Below are 21,648 nucleotides of genomic sequence, written 5' to 3'. Positions count from 1 at the left end.
GGTAAGAAAGAGGCCTTTTCGTTACGCCAATTCAGGTTTTCTGTATTTATACGGACAGATAGGCGCTCATTTTATGTGTAGACCTGTTTTTAATACGGGATGTCCGGAATAGTTACTACTCCTTGCGAAACTATCTGCACAATACAAAAGCGACCCGCATCAATTCGGGTCACTTTTTTTATTTCATCCCTTCTGACATTCCTTTGCCTTCCAATTCACCATCTTTGTTAGGGTCTGTGTATCCCTGTGGTGATTTTTTCATTTCCTTGATCAGACCATCGATACTACGTTTAACGTTTGTTGAAGTCTCATCCATATTTTTATAACGTTCAATGTATTCAAATAGGGTTGTATCATCTGAAACATAAACATGGAACCATCTAGGAACAACCGACATTGCAGATCTTTTCACCATATCAGCTGTTTTTTCCCGATCATCCGTTTCTGCGTCATAAACGATAAGTACTTTGTCGCTAGTTACGAGTGTAGCTGAATCTCTCACAACTCGATTCTGCATGATCATTCTCGAAATGGTATTGGAAAGCTGTTTTTTGTCAAGCTGTGGCCCTCCGCCAAAGTTACGGCGGTCATCAGACGGGCTCTGGATTCGAGTATAGCCGAAATCATCCGTTGCTTCTTGTGGGGTTTTTCCCGGTGTTCCAGCACGGTCTTTAACGTCCAACGTCGGATTCATTCCGTTTCCGTTTGCACCGTCGTAATCTCCTTTATCCATTCCGCAAGCAGGTAAGAAAAGTATTGTAAATGTGAGACCAGCAATAATGAATTTTTTCATTCACTGTTCACCTCCTACCTATAGATTTTGCTGTAACTTTTATGGTTATACTGACAGAACTTGTACATCTACCCATAAATCGTGATAAAATAGAAATGTGAATGGAGTGATGAGATTGGTTTGCGTAAATGGAATCAATTATGAGGTCATAGAGGATTTTCGGGATGGATGGAACGAGGAAGAATTTGCATCCAGATATAGCGAAATTTTACATAAATATGATTATATCGTAGGGGACTGGGGTTACAACCAGTTACGCTTACGTGGATTTTTTGACGATCAAAATGACAAGGCGAATTACGAAACGAAATTCAGTACAGTACCGGAGTACCTCTTGGAGTTCTGTAACTTTGGCTGTCCTTATTTTATCGTGAAAAAAATCAAAACGAACGAGTCTAAAAAAGAGTCGAAAAAACCCTCCAACAAAAGAGAGACGAGTAAAGCAGAAAAAGGGAACTGACGCAATGTCAGTCCCTTTTTTCATAGTCCATATAAGGAGGTTCTTCTTCACGATTAGGATCACTGTGCACTGGATGAGCACCGGGATATTGTCGTGGAATGTCCTGGTGCATCGTCTTGTTCTCATAGTTGAAGGCACTATAATAACGCTGGTCTTCATCAAATGGCGTCGACTTGCCCAGTTTTGCATTGATTGGAGAGCCATAAGGACCCTCCGGTAAGTCCTCAGGTAAGACGAAATTATGCATCGTCTCGACGTTAGAGAAATCCGTGTATATTTCATTCTCTTTCCGATAACCTTTTCTTCTTGCCAAAGGACACCACTCCTTCTAGGCTTTGGATAGGTGATACTATCCATTATTATATTGCCCTGGAAGCGTGGTTATTACTGAAGTTAAATGCTTACAATACATTAAAGAAAAGAAGGCTGTTTTCGCAAACTTTGTTGCGCTTGAGAGTCGTTGATTTCCGCTCCAGGATGCTCGCTTTCCGCGAGGCGTGCGGTGAGCCCACTCGTCGCCTTGCGACATTGAATGGTCTCACCTGTCCCACTCATCCCGCAGGACAAGGAAAGCTTCAGCAGCGTTACATCGCACGAAGAAAATGCGATTTTCATTTTCGAGGAGTCTCGCACCTTGCTCTCCAATCAACTTGCACAAGGTGATTTTTTAAAAATGACTCAAAAGCAACAATCTGTTAGAAAAGAGCAAAAACCACTGGCGGACCAGTGGTTTCCCTATACATTTTATCAAGCAGGCGAGAAAACCCCATCCTCAAGGAAAGGGAAGGGCATAGCCCAATGAGTAGGGTGGGGATGAATCGCCTTCGGACAAGGGATGGATCTTACCATCTCAATTGTCCGACTCATGATCTGTCTAATTTTTTTGGAATCGTTCCTTTTTTCAATCTCTAAAATGAAATCTTATGATATAATAGGAACAAACGTTTGGTTTCGGGAGGTGGAATCCATGTTGGTTCATAGAGCCTATAAATTTCGACTCTATCCAACCAAAGAACAAGATATTCGAATCGCGAAGACAATCGGCTGCAGTCGTTTTGTATTTAATCACTTTTTGGCACGATGGAATACCACCTACCATGAAAAAGGGAAAGGATTGACCTATCCTACTTGTTCGAAGCAATTAACGCAACTGAAAAAGGAATTACGATGGCTGAACGAAGTAGACAGTGTTGCCCTTCAATCTTCCTTGAGGAACCTTGCGGATTCCTTTTCACGATTCTTCAAGAAACAAAACAACCCTCCCCGATTCAAGTCTAAAAAGAATAAGGTCCAATCCTATACCACCAGATATACAAACGGAAATATTGCAATTGTTGGAAACAAAATCAAATTGCCCAAACTGGGACTCGTCAAATTTGCCAAGAGTCGTGTGGTTAAAGGACGGATCCTCAATGCCACAATCAGACGAAACCCGAGTGGCACCTATTTTGTGTCCATTTTGGTTGAAACAGAAGTATGCGATGGACCTAAAACCCACTCGTCAGTGGGGATTGATGTCGGACTAAAGGACTTTGCCATTTTGTCAGACGGAACGGTGTATGGGAACCCTACGTTTTTTCGAACCTTAGAAAAGAAACTGGTGAAAGCACAACAAGTCCTATCCAGACGTCAAAAAGGGTCTTCTAATTGGCATAAGCAACGGATTAAAATTGCCCGAATGCACGAGAAAATTGCAAATGCGCGAAACGATTACTTGCATAAAATCTCTACCCATATTGTCAAAAACCACGACCTTATTGGTATGGAAGATTTGCAGGTATCCCATATGCTAAAGAACCACAACCTCGCCAAAGCCATAAGTGAAGTGAGTTGGTCAACATTCCGTTCCATGCTTGAATACAAAGCAAAGTGGTACGGCAAACAGATCGTGGTGGTATCCAAGACGTTTCCTTCCAGTCAACTTTGTTCCCATTGTGGCTACCGTCATAAAGACGTTAAGAATCTTGCATTACGTGAGTGGGACTGCCCAAAATGCACGATGCATCATGATCGAGATCTTAACGCAAGTAGGAATCTTCGTAAGGAAGCATTACGATTAACCGCAGGAACTTCGGGGATAGCCTAATCCACAACCGGCGGTTACGCTGGTGTTCTTAGGAATCCCCCACTTCAAGCCACTCGCAAGAGTGCTAAGTGGCGGGTAGTTCAAGAAAGGACCTCTTCTTCTAAAAATTCCCGTAGTTCTTGTGCATCTTCCTCATTCAAGCTGAACGCATGCTCCAAATAACCCGGTTCTTCTAAATCGTCTTGTCCGATGATGGCGAAACGGCCACCCTGGATGTCCAAAATAAGCGGTTTTCCATAATGACGATCCGTTTTCGTAATCGCAAGATCGAACCGTTGATTTTCCCCCATGAAGCTTACAAATCGTGTTTTCGTTTCTTCAACATCATCGTATAAAAAGAATCGTTCCGTCATCTGTATACAACTCCTATTCCATTACTAGGTTCGGCTTGTGATCTAAGTGGTGCTGTGCTTTGATCGAGCGGATCGTCTTTGTCTTGGCTCTCATGACGAGTGAATCTGTTTCGACATAGTCGCCTGAGAGGAAACGGACGCCTTCCAAAAGCTCACCGCTGCTTACTCCTGTTGCTGCAAAGATTGCATCGTCTCCTCGGACAAGGTCATCCAAGTGTAAGAGTTGAGTTGGATCTTCTAGTCCCATGCGGATGCATCGTTCACGTTCTTCATCATTGTATGGAACGAGTCGTGCTTGCATATCTCCGCCAAGGCACTTGATTGCGGCTGCAGAAATGACGCCTTCTGGTGCGCCTCCTGTTCCAATAAAAAGGTCGATCCCAGTATTAGGTAGAGCTGCAGCGATGGCAGCACCGACATCTCCGTCTCCGAAAAGTTTGACGCGTGCACCTTTTTGACGGATGCGCTCAACGAGTTCTTCATGTCTTGGCCGTTCCTGGATGATGACGGTGAAATCATGCAGTCTCTTGTCATTCGCCTCTGCAACGACATCGATAATTTTTTCAATCGGGTCTGACAAGCTTACTTTTCCTGCAGCAGCTTTACCGACAACAAGCTTTTCCATATACATATCAGGTGCATGCAACAAGCTGCCCCGGTCCGCTATAGCAATGACCGCCATGGCATTCGGATGTCCTTTTGCGACAATATTCGTCCCTTCCAAAGGATCAACAGCGATATCGACTTCCGGGCCATGGCCGGTACCGACTTCTTCACCTATATAAAGCATCGGTGCTTCATCAAGTTCACCCTCGCCGATGACGACTGTCCCTTTGAGGTTCACTGAATCAAACATTGCCCTCATGGCTGTAGTAGCAGCATGGTCTGCTTCATTTTTCAAGCCTCGTCCCATCCATTGTGCCGAAGCGATTGCAGCTGACTCTGTTACACGTACAATTTCTAAAGCTAATTCACGATCCATCGTCGTCCCCCTGTTTTTTATATTAATGTCCTAATAATGAATCTCCTAGGACAAACATTCGTATGACATATTGCTCTTATTATGATAACAAGGAATTGTCGAATAGAAAAATATTTCATCGAAAGTTAGAATTTTCTAATATTTGTGGTACACTAAAAGGACTATGGTGCAACCTCTGAGGTGATAAATTTTGCATAATCAACATAAGGACTGGCTTCTATTTTGGAAGCACCTATTTGCTGCGAACCAAAGTTTACGGTTTTTTCCACCACACTTCTGGTTGCGTAATCCTGTTACACCGATCTTAAAAAAATCATACCGCAGCAATCGTACGCATGTCGTCGTTGTTTTCGATGTGCAAACCTATAAGCATCAAATTGAACAGTTTGGATTGACTTATGTCCAACAGTTTGAGAAAGATGTGAGACGGTGGTTCAAAAAGGTTGTTTGTGAAACGGTGAAGGATGATGAAATCCTATTCTTGCAGCAATATTGGGGAGACGATATTGTACTGCTTCTATCGATACAGCAAGATAGAAATGTCATCCATGTAATCGAGAAATACATAGAAAATATCAAAGCGAATATCAATGAACATTTTTTTGCGTACAAAAAAGAGGACGAAGAAAGCTTCCAAACCGGTTATATGGTGATGGATGCACATACCGATCACCCGTTCCAATCGTTTTTGAATGCGTATCAAAAAGCGCTGGTAATGGCGAAGAAAGGTGTCGGCGCAAAACATAATCATATGGTTCATGCGATTAAAGAAATCATTCAAAAAGAAAATATAACCTTATACTCGCAGCCGATCGTCAATGTCCATGAATTAGATGTGATGGCCTGGGAGGTTTTGACCAGAGGTCCGGAAAACACGGTCTATGAACATCCATTACAGCTTTTCAGTATGGCGAGGCAGACAAATATGCTCTACCCATTAGAAATGCTGGTTATCAAAAAAGCCCTTCAAAAAATGAGGGGAGAGGATGCGATTTTCATCAATGTGACACCGCAAACGATCGCGCATGAACATTTTATCGACGATGTGGATGACATTTTACAAGACCATTTACATATTGATCCCTCCCAAATTGTTTTTGAGATTACAGAGAGTGAATCGGTTCAACGCTATACGCATCTTACACAGACGATCGATCATCTTCACAAACGTAAAATTAGGATTGCCTTGGATGATACTGGTGCTGGTTATGCGAGTTTAAACTCGATTTCTTTCCTGCGCCCTGATATTATAAAAGTAGATCGTTCATTGATTGAAAACATCAATGGAAATAAGCTGAAGGAGTCTATGCTGCAAGGGCTGATCCATATTGCAAGGGAAGCGAACGCACAAGTTGTAGCAGAGGGGATTGAGACAGCAGAAGAAGCCTCCGTCATGAAACGCAATGGTGTTCATATGGTGCAAGGCTTCTTTTACGCCCGTCCAAGATTGATTCCAACTCCATCAGCGGGTTAATGCTTTTAGAAGTCAGGTGATAGGATGTATTTTGTCGATCGGAAAAAGATTGAAGAACTGTTGCGTTTTATGAGCCAGCGTCTTGATGTGCTCGAAACGGAAGAGTTTGGTGAAACAATGAAAGATCAGATGGCGTTAGAGCGTCTTGGGCACATGGTGATTGAAACCATCATAGATGTTGGAAATAAGACGATTGATGGTTTTATCATGCGTGATCCAGGAAGTTACGAGGACATCATTGACATTTTAGAGGATGAAAAAGTGGTCCCAAGTCAGAATGCGGTAGGGTTGAAACAAGTGATCGCTCTACGTAAAATGCTTGTACAGACTTATACAGAAGTCGATCATAAGCATGTAAAGGATGTACTGAAGGCTAATTTACATGCTTTGCACGCCTTTCCTGAGCAAGTTCGGACCTATTTGACAGAAGAATTGGGTCCTGTATCGGCATTTTTACCAGAAGAGGAATAACATCATGATCTAAGCTGCCTGCGAGAGGCGGCTTTTTTGTTGTAGTGATATAAGAAAAGATACAAGCTCCTGACTTTAAATAGTGTACTTTAACATGTTTTTATGCAAGAATTAGAAAGTTTCAACCTTTTTTACCAAGGCTGTTTTCGCAAACTTTGTTGCTCTTGCACTTAAAGAAAGTATAAAATGCTTTCTTCAGTATAAGGGCAACTAAGGCTCGACCTACAAAAGGCTTGGTCTCGCCAAGTTTTCTTTAAAAGTCGTTGAATTCCGCTCCAGGATGCTCGCATTCCGCGGGGCGTGCGGTGAGCTCACTCGTTGCCTTGCGACCTCAGGAGTCTCCTTTTCAAGGAAGCATTTGTGCTCCTGCGTCTACAAGAAAGTCCTGTCGAAGTGAGCTTCCTCGTCGCATGCCTTGCGAGGAGATTATTCAGGTAGTAGGCACGCTGATTCCGCAGGACAAGGAAAGCTCCGGCAGCGTTACATCGCACGAAGAAAATGCGATTTTCATTTTCGAGGAGTCTCACACCTTGCTCTCCAATCAACTTGCACAAGGTGTTTTATAAAACTAACCCAAATGCTACAATCTTTTAGAAAAGAGCCTTTAACCAAAATGAACGAAATAATTAAGCGGATAGTCATGAAAACACCATGATTAACCCACATACGTCTAAAAATACTCTTATAAGTCTAAAAAATTTCAAATGCATCTAAAAATTTCGAAATAACTCTAAAAACCTACTATATATGTCTAAAAACACTCTCCGTAAGTCTAAAAGCGAAAGCGGGGATATTCCATCAGAAATTCGTCAAACAACATCTCTTCATCCTTTCCGTGGTATCCTACACTTAATACGAAAATTTAATTGCATTTGAGGAAGTGGAATGACATGAAATATGAAGGTTATTTGATTGATTTGGACGGTACGATGTACAAAGGGAAAGAAGGGATTGCAGAAGCTGTAGAATTTGTGAAGAAGCTTGAAAGAGAGGGCATCCCATACTTGTTCATTACGAATAATTCGGCGAGCACTCGTCAACAAGTGACGGACAAGCTTTTAAACTTCGGTGTTCCTGCATCGCCAGAGCATGTCTTTACATCATCTATGGCTACTGCTGAATATATGAAACAGGATCAACAAGGGAATCGTGTATATATGATTGGTGAAGAGGGGCTTCGAGCTCCGATTGAAGCCAATGGATTTGAAATTGTAGAAAACGATGTTGATTATGTCGTTATGGGGATCGATCGTAGTCTTACCTATCAAAAATTGGAGCAGGCATGCCTGGAAGTGAGGAATGGTGCACGTTTTCTATCGACCAATAAAGACGTAGCTTTTCCGACTGATCGCGGTCTTGTTCCGGGGAATGGGGCATTGACCTCAGTTGTTGCCGTTTCAACTGGTATCGATCCAACCTTTATTGGAAAGCCCGAACCGATCATCATGGACCTGGCGATGACAAAGATGGGCTTGCCGAAGGAAAAAATACTTATGGTCGGGGATAATTATTCCACTGATATTTTAGCGGGAATGCGCGCAGGAGTCGATACACTTTTGGTCTATACTGGGGTCACGACCAGTATCGAGGACATCCCACCTAAAGAAAGACCAACGCATACGATTGATTCCTTGCATTTATGGGATATCCAATTATGAGGAAGGCTTACAAAGGGGAGTCCATTTTCGAGTGCCTACTCCGTATTTGCGGCTCTATGTGCCAATCGGCTCGAGGCAGCAGCTGCTATTGCACCGACGATATCATCTAAAAACGTATTGCATTTTCCAGTCGTTTTATCATTGAGCACACGTAAAATACCAGGTTTCTGTTTATCAATGTATCCATAATTCGTAAATCCGATGGATCCATATATGTTCACAATGGAAAGGGCGATGACTTCATCAACGCCATATAGTCCTTCATCTTTTTTGAGAATATCGAGTAAAGGTTCTTCCAGCTTATTATTTTCAGCTAAAACATCGAGTTGGATTCCGGTTAAAATTGCATTTTGTACTTCACGCTTGGCAAGTACCCGATCAACATTATATTTGCAGGTTTCAATATCGAGATCGGTATGATATTGGCTTTGCAGAAGATATACGAGTTCTGCAATATCGCTTTCGGTGACTCCACGGTCCCGCAGCCATTTACGGGCTTTGATCTCGACTTCGCTTTGTTTTTCTGGTTTGTTTTCGTCCATTGTCTAATCCCCAATCTAAGATTTGTTCGTTATCATTGCTCCAGCCCGAATGACGTTAAGGCTCTACCAAGATTTCTTACACTTGAAGTTCAGTACAAGTGCACAAGCTGGTCGCTTCGGAAGCAATACACCGCACGAAGGAAAAGCAATTGCTTTTTCGAGGAGCTAATGGCTCAGCCTACTCCTAAGGCTTGGCTTTGCCAAGTTTTCTTAGTATATGGTGTTTAGGTTATGTTATGAACAAATTCAAAAATTGCGAGTAAAAAGATAAACACTCCACCCATCTGTTTCATAAACTATTTATACATGGGAGGGGAGTGAAAGCATTTGTTAGAGCGCGAAATATATCACCACTATAATTTATATGTCGATCAAAGAACTCGTATTGGGGGATATGAGGGATTTCGTGCACATGATCGCTATTATGTGTTGGTTCCGATGATGGATGGTAATTACCTGATGTTGCAAGATATGCAGACCATCATGAATTATTTAAATCAAAAGGGAGAAAAGGATTTGCCTGCCTGGGTGACGAACCAAAGGGGAAGAGTGGTTTCTCGAGTCGAAGGCCAGGATATGATTCTCTTTGAACTCCCGAGGTTCGAACGGTCGGAACGTGGATCGATCGGCCAACAGTTAGGAAAATTCCATAAGGCCGGCGAAAACTTTCCGGTGATGAATGAAGAACTGATCCGCTACAACCAGTGGATCGATCTCTGGACATCCCGGCTTGATCAATTGAAAGAGAATTACCACTCAATCAGTCAAAACGGACCGTCGAGTGAGTTCGACTTTCTATTTTACGAATCGTTTCCTTACTATGAAGGATTGACGGAAAATGCGATTCAATATATTGTCGATTATGAGTATGATCGGAACGGAAAAGAAGAAGGAACGTATACGATCACCCATGAACGATTCCATTCAGGGTCCTGGATTCCGATCAAACAAAACGATAATCTATTCATGAAGTTGCCTCTTAACCTGGTTGTGGATCATCCTGTTCGTGATGTCGCAGAATATGTACGTCATCTGGTCACCCAACAAGCAAAAGGGGATGTGATTTCCGGATTCCTTAGTGATTATACGGAGGAAAAGCCATTAACTAGAGGAGGATGGCGCCTTTTATATGGTCGTTTACTATATCCAGCGACGTATTTTGATGTTGTGGAAACCTATTATAATGCGACCAGATCTCATGAGAGAGATGGCCTGGTGAATCATCTCAAGTATGTCTTATCACTTGAGGAAAATCACGAATCCTTCATGAAGAATTTCTTTAATATCAGTGGACTTCCACGTGATGTCGTTCAATTCGAGCCAGTTGGATGGTTGTCGAAGTCATAAGAGCAGGAGGGGGCTTTTACGTAAGTGTGTTGACAAGTGAGGAGCTTGTAAGGCACTTATTAGCGCCTTCCGATACATATTGACCAATAGATCAAGGAGAGTGAAACGAAAATGGACAACCCTTCTGTTTTCATTACTAGAAAAGTACCTGAAGATACGATTGCACCGCTGCGTGAAGTTGCAGATGTGAAAATGTGGGATTATGAAGACACACCTGTACCAAGAGAGATTTTATTAGAGGAAGCAGAAACGGCAACAGCCCTTTATACAATCCTTTCTGATAAAATCGATCGTGAATTGTTTGAGCGTGCAAAGCATTTGAAAGTCGTCGGAAACCTTGCTGTCGGTTATGATAACGTGGATGTCGGGGCAGCTACTGAACACGGAGTTATTGTCTGTAACACACCGGATGTATTGACCGATACGACGGCAGATCTCGCTTTCGCCCTCCTGATGGCCACTGCTCGCCGGATACCAGAAGCAGAACACTATATCAAAGAGGGAAAGTGGGGAAATTGGAGTCCGTTGTTACTAGCGGGTCAGGATGTTCATCATAAAACCATTGGGATCGTTGGGATGGGGCGGATTGGAGAAACAGTAGCAAAAAGGGCTACCGGTTTTGAAATGGAGATTTTATATCATAATCGATCACATAATGAAAAAGCAGAAAAGGAACTGGGAGCAACATACGCTTCTTTTGATGAAATTCTGGAACGTGCAGATTTTGTTCTGAATTTGACGCCGTTGACTTCCGAAACAGAAGGGATGTTCAATCGGGACGTTTTCAGCAAAATGAAAAAGAATGCGATTTTTCTCAACGTAGGTAGAGGTGGTGCCGTCGTTGAAGAAGATCTTGTGGCGGCAATCGAACAGGGAGACATAGCTGGTGCTGGCTTAGATGTGTTTCAGAAAGAACCGATTCCTGAAGACCATCCGTTGGTGCAACAGCCAAATGTCGTCTGCCTGCCGCATATCGGAAGCGCAAGTGTAGAAACAAGAAAAGCGATGTGCAGCATGACAGCGAGGAATATCAGGAATGTCTTGAATGGAGAAAAGCCCGAAGCTGCGGTAAATTGGGATGAAATCAAATAGAAAGGTGTTTTAGTAAGGCTCTTTTCTAAAAGATTGTTGCTTTTGAGTCATTTTTTAAAAAACACCTTGTGCAAGTTGATTGGAGAGCAAGGTGCGAGACTCCTCGAAAATGAAAATCGCATTTTCTTCGTGCGATGTAACGCTTCCGAAGCTTTCCTTGTCCTCCGGGATCAGCGTGCCTACTACCTGAATAATCTCCTCGCAAGGCATGCGACGAGGAAGCTCGCTTCGACAGGACTTTCTTGTAGACGCAGGAGCACAAATGCTTCCTTGATAAGGAGACTCCTGAGGTCGCAAGGCGACGAGTGGGCTCACCGCACGCCCCGCAGAAAGCGAGCATCCTGGAGTGGAAATCAACGACTTTTAAAGAAAACTTGGCGAGACCAAGCCTTTTGTAGGTCGAGCCTTAGTTGCCCTTATACTGAAGACAGCATTTTATACTTTCTTTAAGTGCAATAGCAACAACGATTGCGAAAACAGCCTTTAGTAAAGAGTACTACTTTATTAAAAAAGCAAATAGAAAAAAGAGCGGATCTCGATGGTCCGCTCTTCCAATTTATACCACGATCACTCAGCCAGGCGAAAAAAGTCCAGCTTCGTCAATTTTAAAATACTTGTTCTAATTCCGTTACCCCAGGTACTTCCTCAAGCAATGCACGCTCGATACCTGCTTTCAATGTAATCGTTGAACTTGGGCAGCTTCCGCATGCTCCCATCAATCGAACCTTTACAATCCCGTCTTCGATATCTACTAGCTCAACGTCTCCACCATCACGAAGCAGGAAAGGTCGTAATTTATCAAGTACCTCTTCGACTTGTTCACGCATAAATATCTACCCCTTTCTTATTCTTTATTATAATCATTTTTATGAAAAAATGCTATTGTAAAAAGCTGTTTACCTACATTATTTATCTTATCACATAACAAAAGCGTATGAAATAAGACGTAAGAAGGTTTTTAGCTTAATCTGAAGATTGCTCTTACTTTTCTCAATTACATGAACCTAAATAATAATCAAGCTGAAAAATATACGTGTAAAAAAATGCAAATTAAAGAGAAGCTGTCCCTTAAGAAAGTGTCAGGCACTTATGGGACAGCCCCTATTGAAGATTTAGTTCGTGTGGTATTTGTACATCCATAGGATTCCGGATTTCAGAAGTCGTGGAACTCGGCCAGTAAGGGCTGTTCCTTTCATCATGCCGAAGCCATGCTTTTTCCCAAGTGAACCGAGAACACCTTTCAACTTGATTTTAGGGAGATCCTCAAGCGGTTCATCCTTCCAAAGCTTCAACAGCACCTCAACGATTTGATCTCCTTGTCCTTCAGCAAGTTGAGCACTTGGTGCATGAGGGAGGCTTGCGCAATCACCGACGACAAAAACATGCTGGTCGTCTGGGAGATGGTGATGAGGCGATAAGACGATACGTCCAGACTCGTCTTTTTCAACATCCATTTCTCGAACAACCCGGTTCGGCTGGATCCCTGCAGTCCAAACAATCGCGTCACAAGGAATCGCTTCATCGTTGTTATAGAGCATGTTCGGCTCAACACGTGTAATGTTGGATCTGTTGACGACCTCGACGCCATGATCGATGAACCACTTTTGTACATAATTACTCAGTCGTTTCGGAAAAGCGGAAAGAATCGTTTCACCGCGGTCGAATAGCTTGATCGATAAATCTGGACGGCTTTCACGAAATTCACTGGCCAGTTCCACACCGCTCAAGCCAGCACCGACTACACCAACAACAGCCTTCGGGGGCAGGTTATTCAACTTCTGATAAGTTTCACGTGATTTATCGATGGTCTGTATGCTTAACGTATGTTCAGGTGCACCTGGGACCCCGTGATACTTGTCTTCACAGCCCAGGCCGATGATCAAATCATCATATTCTAGAGGTTCGTCATTTTCGAAATTGATTTTTTTATTGTCGAGGTCGATGTCGGTAACCTCTCCATATTTGACGATGACGCGTGAATCATCTGGGAAACTCACACGTAAGTGATGATCGGAAATGGTTCCGGCAGCTAGCGCGTAATATTCCGTTTTTAAACAATGATATGGCAGACGATCCACCAAGGTAATTTGTATGTCTTCTGGAAGGTCGGAATCAAGTAATCCATGGATTATCTTCATACCGCCATATCCAGCACCTAAGATGACAAGCTTTTTCATTCTGTCATTTCCCCTTTTTTCGTAAAATCCTTGTATGCTGACTTCCAATAATGTCATGATCCGATGAATCAAAGCGTCCTTCGTGTCATCGCTGTGTGATGTCGACAAAACATAATGGAAATGGCTGTTGCAAACATGTGCACAAGTAGTCAAATCGATATGTGAACTCAACTCACCTCTTATGCTTCCTCTATTTAAAATCGTCATCCAGTACTTGATCAAAGGGCTTTTATCGGTAATGACCGTCGCCCAAAGATCCCTCGTAAAATCCGAATCGAGATCATAGTACGTTAATAGATGACGGACCAATACTTCCATTTGCTTTTGGAAGGGTTGTGAAAGAATATACCCTTTTCCTAAGAAAATACTCAATGTATGTAAGCGTTCTTCGGCAAAATGTTGCATTAAATCCTCTTTGGAAGGGAAATAATTGAAAAACGTACCTTTTGCAATATTTGCTCTTTCAGTGATTTCCTTGACGCTTGTATGAGCATATCCTTTTTCATAGAAAAGTTCCAACGCAGCTTTGACGATATTTTCTTCAGTGAAATTTCGTTTTTTGTTGCGGTTCACTTCAAGCTGCATCTCCTTTTACACATTTAAAAAACTGAAGTGTTTTTTCTCAGTTCCATCAATAAATGACCGTGGTCATCTGTAGTATAACGAAATTGTGATAAATCTACAATAATCATATGTAAAATAATGTTGTTAAGCCAGGTATGTTGACGGAAAACAGTGTAAGGATGTAGGATAAGGATGGAAAGAAAGGTGGTTGAAAATGAGACCAATCATCGAATTCTGCGTAAGCAATTTGGCTAACGGATCCCAACAAGCAAGAGAAATTCTTGAACGTGATCCGAACCTCGATGTAATTGAATATGGTTGTCTCGGAAACTGTGGACAATGCTTTCGATCACCGTACGCTTTAGTGAACGGTGAATATGTTCCTGGTGAAACACCTGAGGAACTTGTCGACAACGTTTATCAATATTTAGAAGAAAACCCGATGTTCTAAGGGTAGTATAGATAAACCGGAAAAGATCTCTTTCATATGAAGAGGTCTTTTCTTTATGGTTCGGTTTTCCCGCAGGAGTGTCGCGAATTTCCCTTCCTATAGAACAAAAGTTAAACCTATCTTTTATAAGTAGTAAAGCAAGACTAAAAGAAGAGAAGTATTACGAAATAATATGGATAGATATGGAGATGCGGGGGAATCTACATAAAAAGAAGGCACATGAAAATTTTGGAGTGTGTGGAACAATTCTGAAAATAAATTTAACCCTTGTAATTTTGTCGAATTCTGTTACATTATTAATGTTGAAACGTTAGATGTCAGACAACATACCTTGACGCAAAAAGAAAGCGTTTTCGGATTTTTACAATACATTAGGGGAGTGAACATTATGCAATATGCATGGGGGATCGGTGGTATTTTAGCGATCTTGCTGATTGCGTTTCTTGTGTCGAATAACAAGAGGAAAATTCGACTAAGAACCGTATTAGGTGGTTTAGCGATCCAAATCGGATTCGCACTTATTGTTATGAAATGGAATGCTGGTAAAGCAGCATTGCAAAAAGTCTCAATGGTTGTTCAAAACATTGTGAACAACGCAAACGAAGGAATCAAATTCCTTTTTGGAGGACTCGTTGCTGAAGACAGCGGTCTTGGATTTATTTTCGCGTTCCAAGTATTGACGATCATTATTTTCTTCTCATCTTTAATCGCAGTATTGTACTATCTAGGAATCATGCAATGGGTTATCCGTTTAATTGGTGGAGCTATTTCTTACCTATTAGGTACAAGTAAAGCAGAGTCACTTTCTGCAACAGCAAACATTTTCGTTGGACAAACAGAAGCACCATTGGTTGTTCGACCGTACTTGCCACGAATGACTCAATCTGAGCTATTTGCGGTAATGGTCGGGGGACTGGCGTCAGTCGCTGGTTCTGTATTGATCGGGTACAGCTTGCTTGGTGTACCACTTGAATATCTTTTAGCTGCAAGTTTCATGGCTGCACCAGCAGGTCTGGTCATGGCGAAAATCGTTTTGCCTGAAACAGAGGTTTCTGAAACAACAGATGAAATCAAGATGGAAAAGGACCTTGAAGCAGTCAACGTCATCGATGCAGCGGCTCGCGGAGCTTCCGATGGATTGAAGCTTGCATTGAACGTTGGGGCAATGTTGCTTGCATTCATCGCGTTGATCGCAATGATTAACGGTCTTCTTGGCTGGGTAGGCGGATTCTTCAACTATGATCAGCTATCTCTTGAATTGATCCTTGGTTATGTATTCGCGCCATTTGCATTTATCGTTGGGGTACCATGGGATGAGGCAGTACGTGCAGGTAACTTCATTGGACAAAAGCTTGTATTGAATGAATTTGTTGCATACTCTGCATTCGCACCTGAAATTGGTGAACTTAGTGATAAAACGGTAGCTGTTGTCAGTTTCGCACTTTGTGGATTTGCGAACTTATCGTCTCTTGCAATTCTTCTTGGTGGTCTTGGTGGTATTGCGCCAAACCGTCGTCCAGACATCGCGAAACTTGGAGTCAAGGCAATCATTGCTGGTTCACTTGCAAACATGTTGAGTGCAGCAATCGCTGGTATGTTGATCTAATTTAAAAAGTTTGGTGGATAGTCCTTCGCTTCGTGCGGGGGGCTATTTTTGAATTTTAAGACGGTCGGAATTTCGGTTTTAGACATTTAGCTGTTGGTTTTAGACTTCTTTTCGGATTTTTAGACTTTTTTTCATTTTTTTAGACTTATCCTGAAATTTTCAGACGTACAACACGAATTTTTAGACATAACCAATCCAAATTTTTGTAATCAGTAAGAGATACCCGTTTTCCTCCATTTCTTCATCTCAGTAAATGTCATCTATAAAGGTTTTAGATAGTAAAAAGTGATGTTTTTTTTAACAGTAGGAACTATTCATTGTCATTCATCAAAAAGCTGATTATACTAAAAAAACAAAGGGAAAAGCAGGGGGAAACGTATGTCTTCTTTCAGATACACATGGCCGTATGAACGGATGATGAAAGATATATATATCCAGCAATGTCCGTATTGCGGCAAGGAAAACATTTTGACGAATTTAAAAGAAGAAGACCTTCAGAACGCTAAGGAAGGCTTTCGAACATATTTGATCATGCCATGTTGTCATTCGAAAATGACGATTTTAAGGGCAGATGAAGATTATTTTTGGACGACAGAACAACTGCGATGATGGAGGAAGTGAATTATGGACCAGTTTAACTTCACTAAAATGCACGGACTAGGGAATAATTACATCTATGTAAATCTATTTGAAGAATCACCTCCAGAGGACCAGCTTTCTTCTATCGCTATTTCTGTTTCGAACCGGCATACAGGAATCGGTTCCGATGGTCTAATCCTGATCGGTCCATCTGATCGAGCAGATGTACTTATGCGGATTTTCAATAATGATGGTTCTGAAGCGAAAAACTGTGGAAACGGATTGCGCTGTGTTGCGAAATACGCCTATGAACATGAACTTATCACAGGTGTGGAGTTCTCAATCGAAACCCTTGGCGGAATTGTACAAGCACAGGTTCATCCTGAAGGACGAGAAGTTCACCAGGTGACAATCAACATGGGGGAACCACGATTGAAGCGCGCTGATCTTCCAATGATAGGCCAGGGAAGACCTGATGATGTGGTTTTAAAGGAAAAGATCGAGGTTGAGGATCATCACCTTGAAATGACAGGGGTTTCAATGGGGAATCCTCATGCCGTCTTTTTTATTGATGAGATAGAAGCCGCACCAGTTTTAAGCATTGGACCGGTCCTAGAAAAAGCGAAGAATTTTCCAGAAGGTGTTAATGTTGAGTTTGTCGAAATAGTTGATGAAAAAGAAATGCATTTTCGTGTTTGGGAAAGAGGCTCTGGTGTCACACAGGCATGTGGAACAGGAGCTTGTGCAGCAGTTGTTGCTGCGGTCATGAATGGAAAGGCACAGCGAAATGAAGAAGTAGTCGTCCATTTAGCAGGCGGAGATTTATATGTAACATGGACTGAAAGCGGTGAGGTCTTGATGACAGGGCCGGCCGTCACCATTTGTGAAGGAACGTACTATTATGATGGTAAGAACTTGAAAAAGCACAAAGACAGTACGATATAACTTTAAGGTACACCTTTCATCTAGTGTGTATTATAGGGGTGGTGGCGAATGGTTAAGACATCCAAATTGACTCTGTTCAAAAAATATAATGAGCAAATTGAATGCTTGCGTAGTGAAATGATCCGTACCGCTCGTGTATTAGGTTTGAATCATCCGAAAGTATTGTATTATAGCCAGGAAATCGATCGCAGGCATAATGACTTGATTCGGTTGAAGGAAGACTGAATAACGAGCCTGGATGGTTGAGGTTCTAAAGGTTGCGCTGTATACTAGAAGATAGAGATATGAAAGGAGTGATCCTGATGATTATAATCACAGAAGCTGCTGCAAATCAAATTAAACAAATGATGGCTGCTGAAGAAGGAGATAACCTTTATCTGCGTGTTGGCATACAAGGTGGAGGATGCAGTGGCCTTTCATATGGCATGGGATTTGATAGTGACGTTCAAGAATCGGATACGACATTTGAACAGAATGGCATAGGTGTAGTTGTTGATGCAGATAGTAAAAAGGCTTTGGAAGGCACAACAATTGATTACAAGCAAAACATGATGGGTGGCGGTTTCACGATCGACAACCCGAATGCAATCGCTTCATGCGGTTGCGGTTCATCATTCAAAACCGCAACGAACGAGGGAACACCGGAAGAATGCTAATATAGTATTAACGAGCTGGCACCAATAGAGTGTCAGCTTTTTTGTTTTTGGGTGGAGAAATTTTCGTTTTCGGACAGCAGTCCCAAATCGCCTTGTTAAGGGACAGCACCGCGCGTTTTTCACCTGCTTGTGTCCCATATAACCATCTTAAGGGACAGCACCGCGCGTTTTTCACCTGCTTGTGTCCCATATCGCCTTGTTTAGGGACAGTACCGCGCGTTTTTCACCTGCTTGTGTCCCATATAACCATGTTAAGGGACAGCGCCGCGCGTTTTTCACCTGCTTGTGTCCCATATAACCTTGTTTAGGGACAGTACCGCGCGTTTTTCACCTGCTTGTGTCCCATATAACCATGTTAAGGGACAACTTCATGCTTTTTTCACCTGCACCTGTCCCGAATAACGTTAAAATGATCAATATTAAATTAGCGGAGAGCTTCATTAGTGTATTTCCAATTCTGTAATAAAAATCAGACGGTTTCGGTCATACTAACAGTAAAAAGGAGATGACTGGAACAGTGGTTGAAAAGGCAGATGACAAATCGACACGAGATAAGAAAATCATGAATGCGAACTATATGGTATACGGCTTCATTTTAGGCATCCCCTTCTTGGGGTTACTCATATTTCTGATGTACTACTTACTGTAGAAGAGGCGGTGCCAGGTACACTTAGAAAAGCCAAGCGCAGCAAGGGTTCCAAATCGGTGCCAGGTACACTTTGAAAAGCCAAGCGCAGCAAGGGTTTGAAAATGGTGCCTGGCACCGTGGAAAAACAGCGCTATATCAACGTTTATTTTTGGTGCCTGGTACACACCAATCAAAAAAAGACTTCGGCTCGATGGCCGAAGTCTTTTGGCTTAAAATAGACTTGTACTGTGCATTGGTTGTACTTTTGCGTTTGGATCGATGTAGGCTTTTGCGTTGTTAATCGCGGTTGGCGCTTCACCGAATCCTGTTGCGATCAATTTCACTTTCCCGTCGTAAGTACAAATGTCTCCGGCTGCGTAGATGCCAGGTACATTCGTTTCCATACGGGAGTTCACTATAATGGAATTCTTTTGGATTTCAAGTCCCCATTCTTTAATTGGTCCGAGTGAAGAGATGAAACCATAGTTTACAATGAGTGAATCACATTCGATCACTTCTTCGTTGTCGCCTTTACTTTCTTTTAAAATCACTTTGTTGACGCCATGATCGTCCCCGATGATTTCTTTGACTTGATATGGTGTCTTGATCTGGATTTTTGAATTCATAAGCTGTTCAACACTGTGCTCATGTGCTCTGAACTTATCCCTGCGGTGAGTCAATGTTACCTCTTGTGCGATTGGTTCAAGCATGTTCGCCCAATCGACTGCGGAATCTCCACCGCCGCAAACGACAACTTTTTGTCCAGCGAATGCATTGAGATCGTTGACGAAGTAGTGAAGGTTTTTCCCCTCGTAGCTTTTTGCATTGTCATGCTCCAAGCGTCGTGGTTGGAAAGCTCCTACTCCAGCCGTGATAATCACAGCTTTTGAATAATGGACCTCTTTGTCAGTTGTAAGCTTGAAGTTGTTATCGTCCATTCTTTCAACCTTTTGCACAGATTGCTCTAATGCAACGGACGGGTTGAACTGAAAAGCTTGTTCTTTCAAATTATCCACTAGATCTTGTGCGAGAACCTTCGGGAATCCTGCAACATCATATATGTATTTTTCAGGATAAAGCGCCGATAATTGGCCCCCCAACTGAGGCATACTTTCGATGATTTTTACCTTTAGCTGTCTCATGCCCCCGTAAAATGCGGTGAATAACCCTGTCGGCCCTCCACCTATGATCGTCACGTCATAGACATCATGTTGCTCGGTCATATCATTCTACACCCCCAGTTTTCTATTTGTACCCATTATAACCCTTAATAAACGATTTAGAAAAGGGAAAAACTGTGTAATAGGTATGTTCGTAAAAAAGTTCACAGTTATGGGTTGAAAAAAATTTTGAAAAGGTCTAAGATTGACCATGGGACAAATACGGATAAATTGTGACATTTTGCGTAATAGTACGTGAAAAACGTAACAAACTTTTCGAACTAATCTATAAATATTATGATTGTCCAAGATTTTTTAACTAATAAAAAGAGGTGGATGAGAAAATGAGTAGACCAAAGATCGTCATTCTAGGCGCTGGATATGGCGGAATAATGACTGCAACTCGTCTCACAAAAGAACTTGGGATGAACGAAGCGGAAATCACATTAGTAAACAAACATAATTATCATTATCAAACCACTTGGCTGCACGAACCTGCGGCAGGTACTCTACACCACGATCGTACGCGTATGCCGATCAAGGACGTCATTGACACGAACCGTATCAACTTCGTTCAAGATACAGTCGTATCAATCGACGACAACGCAAAAACTGTCAAGTTGGAAAACGGAGAGCTTACTTACGACTATCTCGTAATCGGCCTTGGTTTTGAGTCTGAAACATTCGGAATTCCAGGAGTAAAAGATCACGCGTTCAACATCCGCAGCGTCAATACGGTCCGTAAAATCCGTGAGCACATCGATTATCTTTTCGCTAGCTATAACAACGAGCCGAATCCATCAGACAGCATGCTGACAATCGTTGTAGCAGGTGCTGGATTCACTGGAATCGAGTTCATTGGTGAAATGGCAGATCGTATTCCTGAACTTTGCGCAGAGTTCGACGTACCTCGTGAAAAAGTTCGTTTGATTTGTGCTGAAGCAGCGCCAACAGTACTCCCAGGCTTTGATGAAGAGCTTGTCGAGTACGCTGTGAACCTTCTTGAAAGCAAAGGTGTCGAGTTCATGCTTGGAACACCGATTAAAGAAGTGACAGAAGACGGTGTTGTTTTAGAAGAGGAAGAAATCAAAGCTGATACAATCGTCTGGACGACTGGTATCCGTGGTAACTCCATTGTTGAAAACTCTGGTTTTGAAACGATGCGCGGCCGAATTAAAGTAGAAGGTGATCTTCGCGCGCCTGGTAAAGACCACGTCTTCATCGTTGGTGATTGCGCATTGATCATCAATGAGGAAATCAACCGTCCATACCCGCCGACTGCACAAATTGCGATCCAACAAGCCTTTACGGTTGCTCGTAACTTGAAAGCACTCATCAATGGCGGCAAGACAGAAACCTTCGTACCAGAAATCAAAGGTACTGTCGCTTCATTAGGTAAAGGAGAAGCGATCGGTAAAGTCGGTAACAAGAAGCTTTACGGAGCAACTGCTGCTGCGATGAAGAAAATCATCGACAACCGTTACCTGTTCTTGTTAGGCGGAGTTCCACTCGTTGTGAAAAAAGGTAAACTTAAATTATTCTAAGATTTGATACAATGAAGAGCGAGGCTGAATGAATCAGCATCGCTCTTTTTTTATTGCATTTTATTGCAAGTAAATATTTC

The 21,648-nt window shown here is 42.3% G+C and carries 24 protein-coding genes and 2 pseudogenes; 16 read left to right on the top strand and 10 right to left on the bottom strand.

Annotation, left to right across the window (positions count from 1 at the left end):
- Window positions 1–178 precede the first annotated feature (178 nt).
- Complete coding sequence (locus ACTWQL_RS01715) at window positions 179–793, bottom strand: YhcN/YlaJ family sporulation lipoprotein (protein ID WP_443140701.1); 615 nt, start codon at window positions 791–793, stop codon at window positions 179–181.
- A gap of 109 nt (window positions 794–902) precedes the next feature.
- Between ACTWQL_RS01715 and ACTWQL_RS01710 the strand changes: the two are divergent.
- Window positions 903–1,178, top strand: a pseudogene (locus tag ACTWQL_RS01710) (YutD family protein); the annotation flags it as partial.
- Between the two features lie 82 nt (window positions 1,179–1,260).
- On the opposite strand, the gene ACTWQL_RS01705 reads toward ACTWQL_RS01710, so the two are convergent.
- Window positions 1,261–1,500, bottom strand: a complete 240-nt coding sequence (locus ACTWQL_RS01705; RefSeq protein WP_443141443.1) for a hypothetical protein — start codon at window positions 1,498–1,500, stop codon at window positions 1,261–1,263.
- Between the two features lie 285 nt (window positions 1,501–1,785).
- On the opposite strand from ACTWQL_RS01705, the gene ACTWQL_RS01700 reads away from it, so the two are divergent.
- Window positions 1,786–2,055, top strand: coding sequence for a hypothetical protein (locus ACTWQL_RS01700; protein ID WP_443140700.1), 270 nt, complete (start codon window positions 1,786–1,788; stop codon window positions 2,053–2,055).
- 165 nt (window positions 2,056–2,220) lie between these two features.
- A complete protein-coding gene (gene tnpB / locus ACTWQL_RS01695) occupies window positions 2,221–3,339 on the top strand; it encodes an IS200/IS605 family element RNA-guided endonuclease TnpB (RefSeq protein ID WP_443140699.1) in 1,119 nt (372 codons plus the stop codon).
- Between the two features lie 80 nt (window positions 3,340–3,419).
- On the opposite strand, the gene ACTWQL_RS01690 is transcribed toward tnpB, so the two are convergent.
- Both ACTWQL_RS01690 and glpX read right to left on the bottom strand, forming a co-directional pair.
- Window positions 3,420–3,692 (bottom strand): DUF3055 domain-containing protein, encoded by a 273-nt coding sequence (locus ACTWQL_RS01690; protein WP_443140698.1) that lies wholly within the window; start codon window positions 3,690–3,692, stop codon window positions 3,420–3,422.
- A gap of 13 nt (window positions 3,693–3,705) precedes the next feature.
- A complete protein-coding gene (gene glpX, locus ACTWQL_RS01685; protein ID WP_443140697.1) occupies window positions 3,706–4,674 on the bottom strand; it encodes a class II fructose-bisphosphatase in 969 nt (322 codons plus the stop codon).
- Window positions 4,675–4,864: 190 nt separating this feature from the next.
- On the opposite strand from glpX, the gene ACTWQL_RS01680 reads away from it, so the two are divergent.
- The 4 genes from ACTWQL_RS01680 to ACTWQL_RS01665 all read left to right on the top strand — a co-directional run bounded on the left by ACTWQL_RS01680 (window position 4,865) and on the right by ACTWQL_RS01665 (window position 8,277).
- On the top strand, window positions 4,865–6,148 hold the full coding sequence (locus ACTWQL_RS01680) for an EAL domain-containing protein (protein WP_443140696.1): 1,284 nt from the start codon (window positions 4,865–4,867) through the stop codon (window positions 6,146–6,148).
- A 24-nt stretch (window positions 6,149–6,172) separates the two neighbouring features.
- On the top strand, window positions 6,173–6,619 hold the full coding sequence (locus ACTWQL_RS01675; protein ID WP_443140695.1) for a DUF86 domain-containing protein: 447 nt from the start codon (window positions 6,173–6,175) through the stop codon (window positions 6,617–6,619).
- A gap of 410 nt (window positions 6,620–7,029) precedes the next feature.
- Window positions 7,030–7,185 (top strand): hypothetical protein, encoded by a 156-nt coding sequence (locus ACTWQL_RS01670; RefSeq protein WP_443140694.1) that lies wholly within the window; start codon window positions 7,030–7,032, stop codon window positions 7,183–7,185.
- A gap of 324 nt (window positions 7,186–7,509) precedes the next feature.
- Window positions 7,510–8,277: a TIGR01457 family HAD-type hydrolase gene (locus ACTWQL_RS01665; protein WP_443140693.1), complete on the top strand. Its 768-nt coding sequence runs from the start codon at window positions 7,510–7,512 to the stop codon at window positions 8,275–8,277.
- A 35-nt stretch (window positions 8,278–8,312) separates the two neighbouring features.
- Here the strand turns inward: ACTWQL_RS01665 and ACTWQL_RS01660 are convergent, their stop codons facing one another.
- Window positions 8,313–8,819: a phosphatidylglycerophosphatase A family protein gene (locus tag ACTWQL_RS01660; RefSeq protein ID WP_443140692.1), complete on the bottom strand. Its 507-nt coding sequence runs from the start codon at window positions 8,817–8,819 to the stop codon at window positions 8,313–8,315.
- 327 nt (window positions 8,820–9,146) lie between these two features.
- On the opposite strand from ACTWQL_RS01660, the gene yutH reads away from it, so the two are divergent.
- Complete coding sequence (gene yutH / locus ACTWQL_RS01655; RefSeq protein WP_443140691.1) at window positions 9,147–10,166, top strand: spore coat putative kinase YutH; 1,020 nt, start codon at window positions 9,147–9,149, stop codon at window positions 10,164–10,166.
- A gap of 111 nt (window positions 10,167–10,277) precedes the next feature.
- Window positions 10,278–11,258: a 2-hydroxyacid dehydrogenase gene (locus ACTWQL_RS01650; protein ID WP_443140690.1), complete on the top strand. Its 981-nt coding sequence runs from the start codon at window positions 10,278–10,280 to the stop codon at window positions 11,256–11,258.
- A 54-nt stretch (window positions 11,259–11,312) separates the two neighbouring features.
- On the opposite strand, the gene ACTWQL_RS01645 is transcribed toward ACTWQL_RS01650, so the two are convergent.
- The 4 genes and pseudogenes from ACTWQL_RS01645 to ACTWQL_RS01630 all read right to left on the bottom strand — a co-directional run.
- Window positions 11,313–11,468 (bottom strand): hypothetical protein, encoded by a 156-nt coding sequence (locus ACTWQL_RS01645; RefSeq protein WP_443140689.1) that lies wholly within the window; start codon window positions 11,466–11,468, stop codon window positions 11,313–11,315.
- A 395-nt stretch (window positions 11,469–11,863) separates the two neighbouring features.
- The gene (locus ACTWQL_RS01640) at window positions 11,864–12,085 is read right to left on the bottom strand and encodes a NifU family protein (protein WP_221566648.1); all 222 of its coding nucleotides are present in this window, start codon (window positions 12,083–12,085) and stop codon (window positions 11,864–11,866) included.
- Between the two features lie 285 nt (window positions 12,086–12,370).
- Window positions 12,371–13,435 (bottom strand): NAD(P)/FAD-dependent oxidoreductase, encoded by a 1,065-nt coding sequence (locus tag ACTWQL_RS01635; protein ID WP_443141442.1) that lies wholly within the window; start codon window positions 13,433–13,435, stop codon window positions 12,371–12,373.
- Between the two features lie 411 nt (window positions 13,436–13,846).
- Window positions 13,847–14,020, bottom strand: a pseudogene (locus ACTWQL_RS01630) (TetR/AcrR family transcriptional regulator); the annotation flags it as partial.
- 193 nt (window positions 14,021–14,213) lie between these two features.
- Here ACTWQL_RS01630 and ACTWQL_RS01625 point away from each other — a divergent pair.
- From ACTWQL_RS01625 to erpA, 6 genes are all read left to right on the top strand, one after another.
- Complete coding sequence (locus ACTWQL_RS01625; RefSeq protein ID WP_221566647.1) at window positions 14,214–14,450, top strand: YuzB family protein; 237 nt, start codon at window positions 14,214–14,216, stop codon at window positions 14,448–14,450.
- Window positions 14,451–14,838: 388 nt separating this feature from the next.
- A complete protein-coding gene (locus ACTWQL_RS01620) occupies window positions 14,839–16,056 on the top strand; it encodes a NupC/NupG family nucleoside CNT transporter (RefSeq protein ID WP_443140688.1) in 1,218 nt (405 codons plus the stop codon).
- Between the two features lie 378 nt (window positions 16,057–16,434).
- Window positions 16,435–16,665, top strand: coding sequence for a hypothetical protein (locus tag ACTWQL_RS01615; RefSeq protein ID WP_221566645.1), 231 nt, complete (start codon window positions 16,435–16,437; stop codon window positions 16,663–16,665).
- A gap of 15 nt (window positions 16,666–16,680) precedes the next feature.
- Entirely contained in the window at window positions 16,681–17,580 is a 900-nt protein-coding gene (dapF, locus tag ACTWQL_RS01610; protein WP_443140687.1) for a diaminopimelate epimerase, read from the top strand.
- Between the two features lie 48 nt (window positions 17,581–17,628).
- Window positions 17,629–17,805: an aspartyl-phosphate phosphatase Spo0E family protein gene (locus ACTWQL_RS01605; protein ID WP_261130455.1), complete on the top strand. Its 177-nt coding sequence runs from the start codon at window positions 17,629–17,631 to the stop codon at window positions 17,803–17,805.
- Between the two features lie 77 nt (window positions 17,806–17,882).
- Entirely contained in the window at window positions 17,883–18,236 is a 354-nt protein-coding gene (gene erpA / locus ACTWQL_RS01600; RefSeq protein ID WP_443140686.1) for an iron-sulfur cluster insertion protein ErpA, read from the top strand.
- Window positions 18,237–19,094: 858 nt separating this feature from the next.
- On the opposite strand, the gene ACTWQL_RS01595 is transcribed toward erpA, so the two are convergent.
- Complete coding sequence (locus ACTWQL_RS01595; protein WP_443140685.1) at window positions 19,095–20,087, bottom strand: NAD(P)/FAD-dependent oxidoreductase; 993 nt, start codon at window positions 20,085–20,087, stop codon at window positions 19,095–19,097.
- A 281-nt stretch (window positions 20,088–20,368) separates the two neighbouring features.
- On the opposite strand from ACTWQL_RS01595, the gene ACTWQL_RS01590 reads away from it, so the two are divergent.
- Window positions 20,369–21,568: an NAD(P)/FAD-dependent oxidoreductase gene (locus ACTWQL_RS01590; protein ID WP_443140684.1), complete on the top strand. Its 1,200-nt coding sequence runs from the start codon at window positions 20,369–20,371 to the stop codon at window positions 21,566–21,568.
- Window positions 21,569–21,648: the final 80 nt, after the last annotated feature.

The sequence above is a fragment of the Pseudalkalibacillus sp. R45 genome (assembly GCF_052246725.1).
In the GTDB taxonomy this organism is placed as follows: Bacteria; Bacillota; Bacilli; order Bacillales; family Fictibacillaceae; genus Pseudalkalibacillus.
The sequence above is the reverse complement of the archived record's forward strand: the minus strand, read 5'-3'. Positions and strand labels throughout refer to the sequence as shown.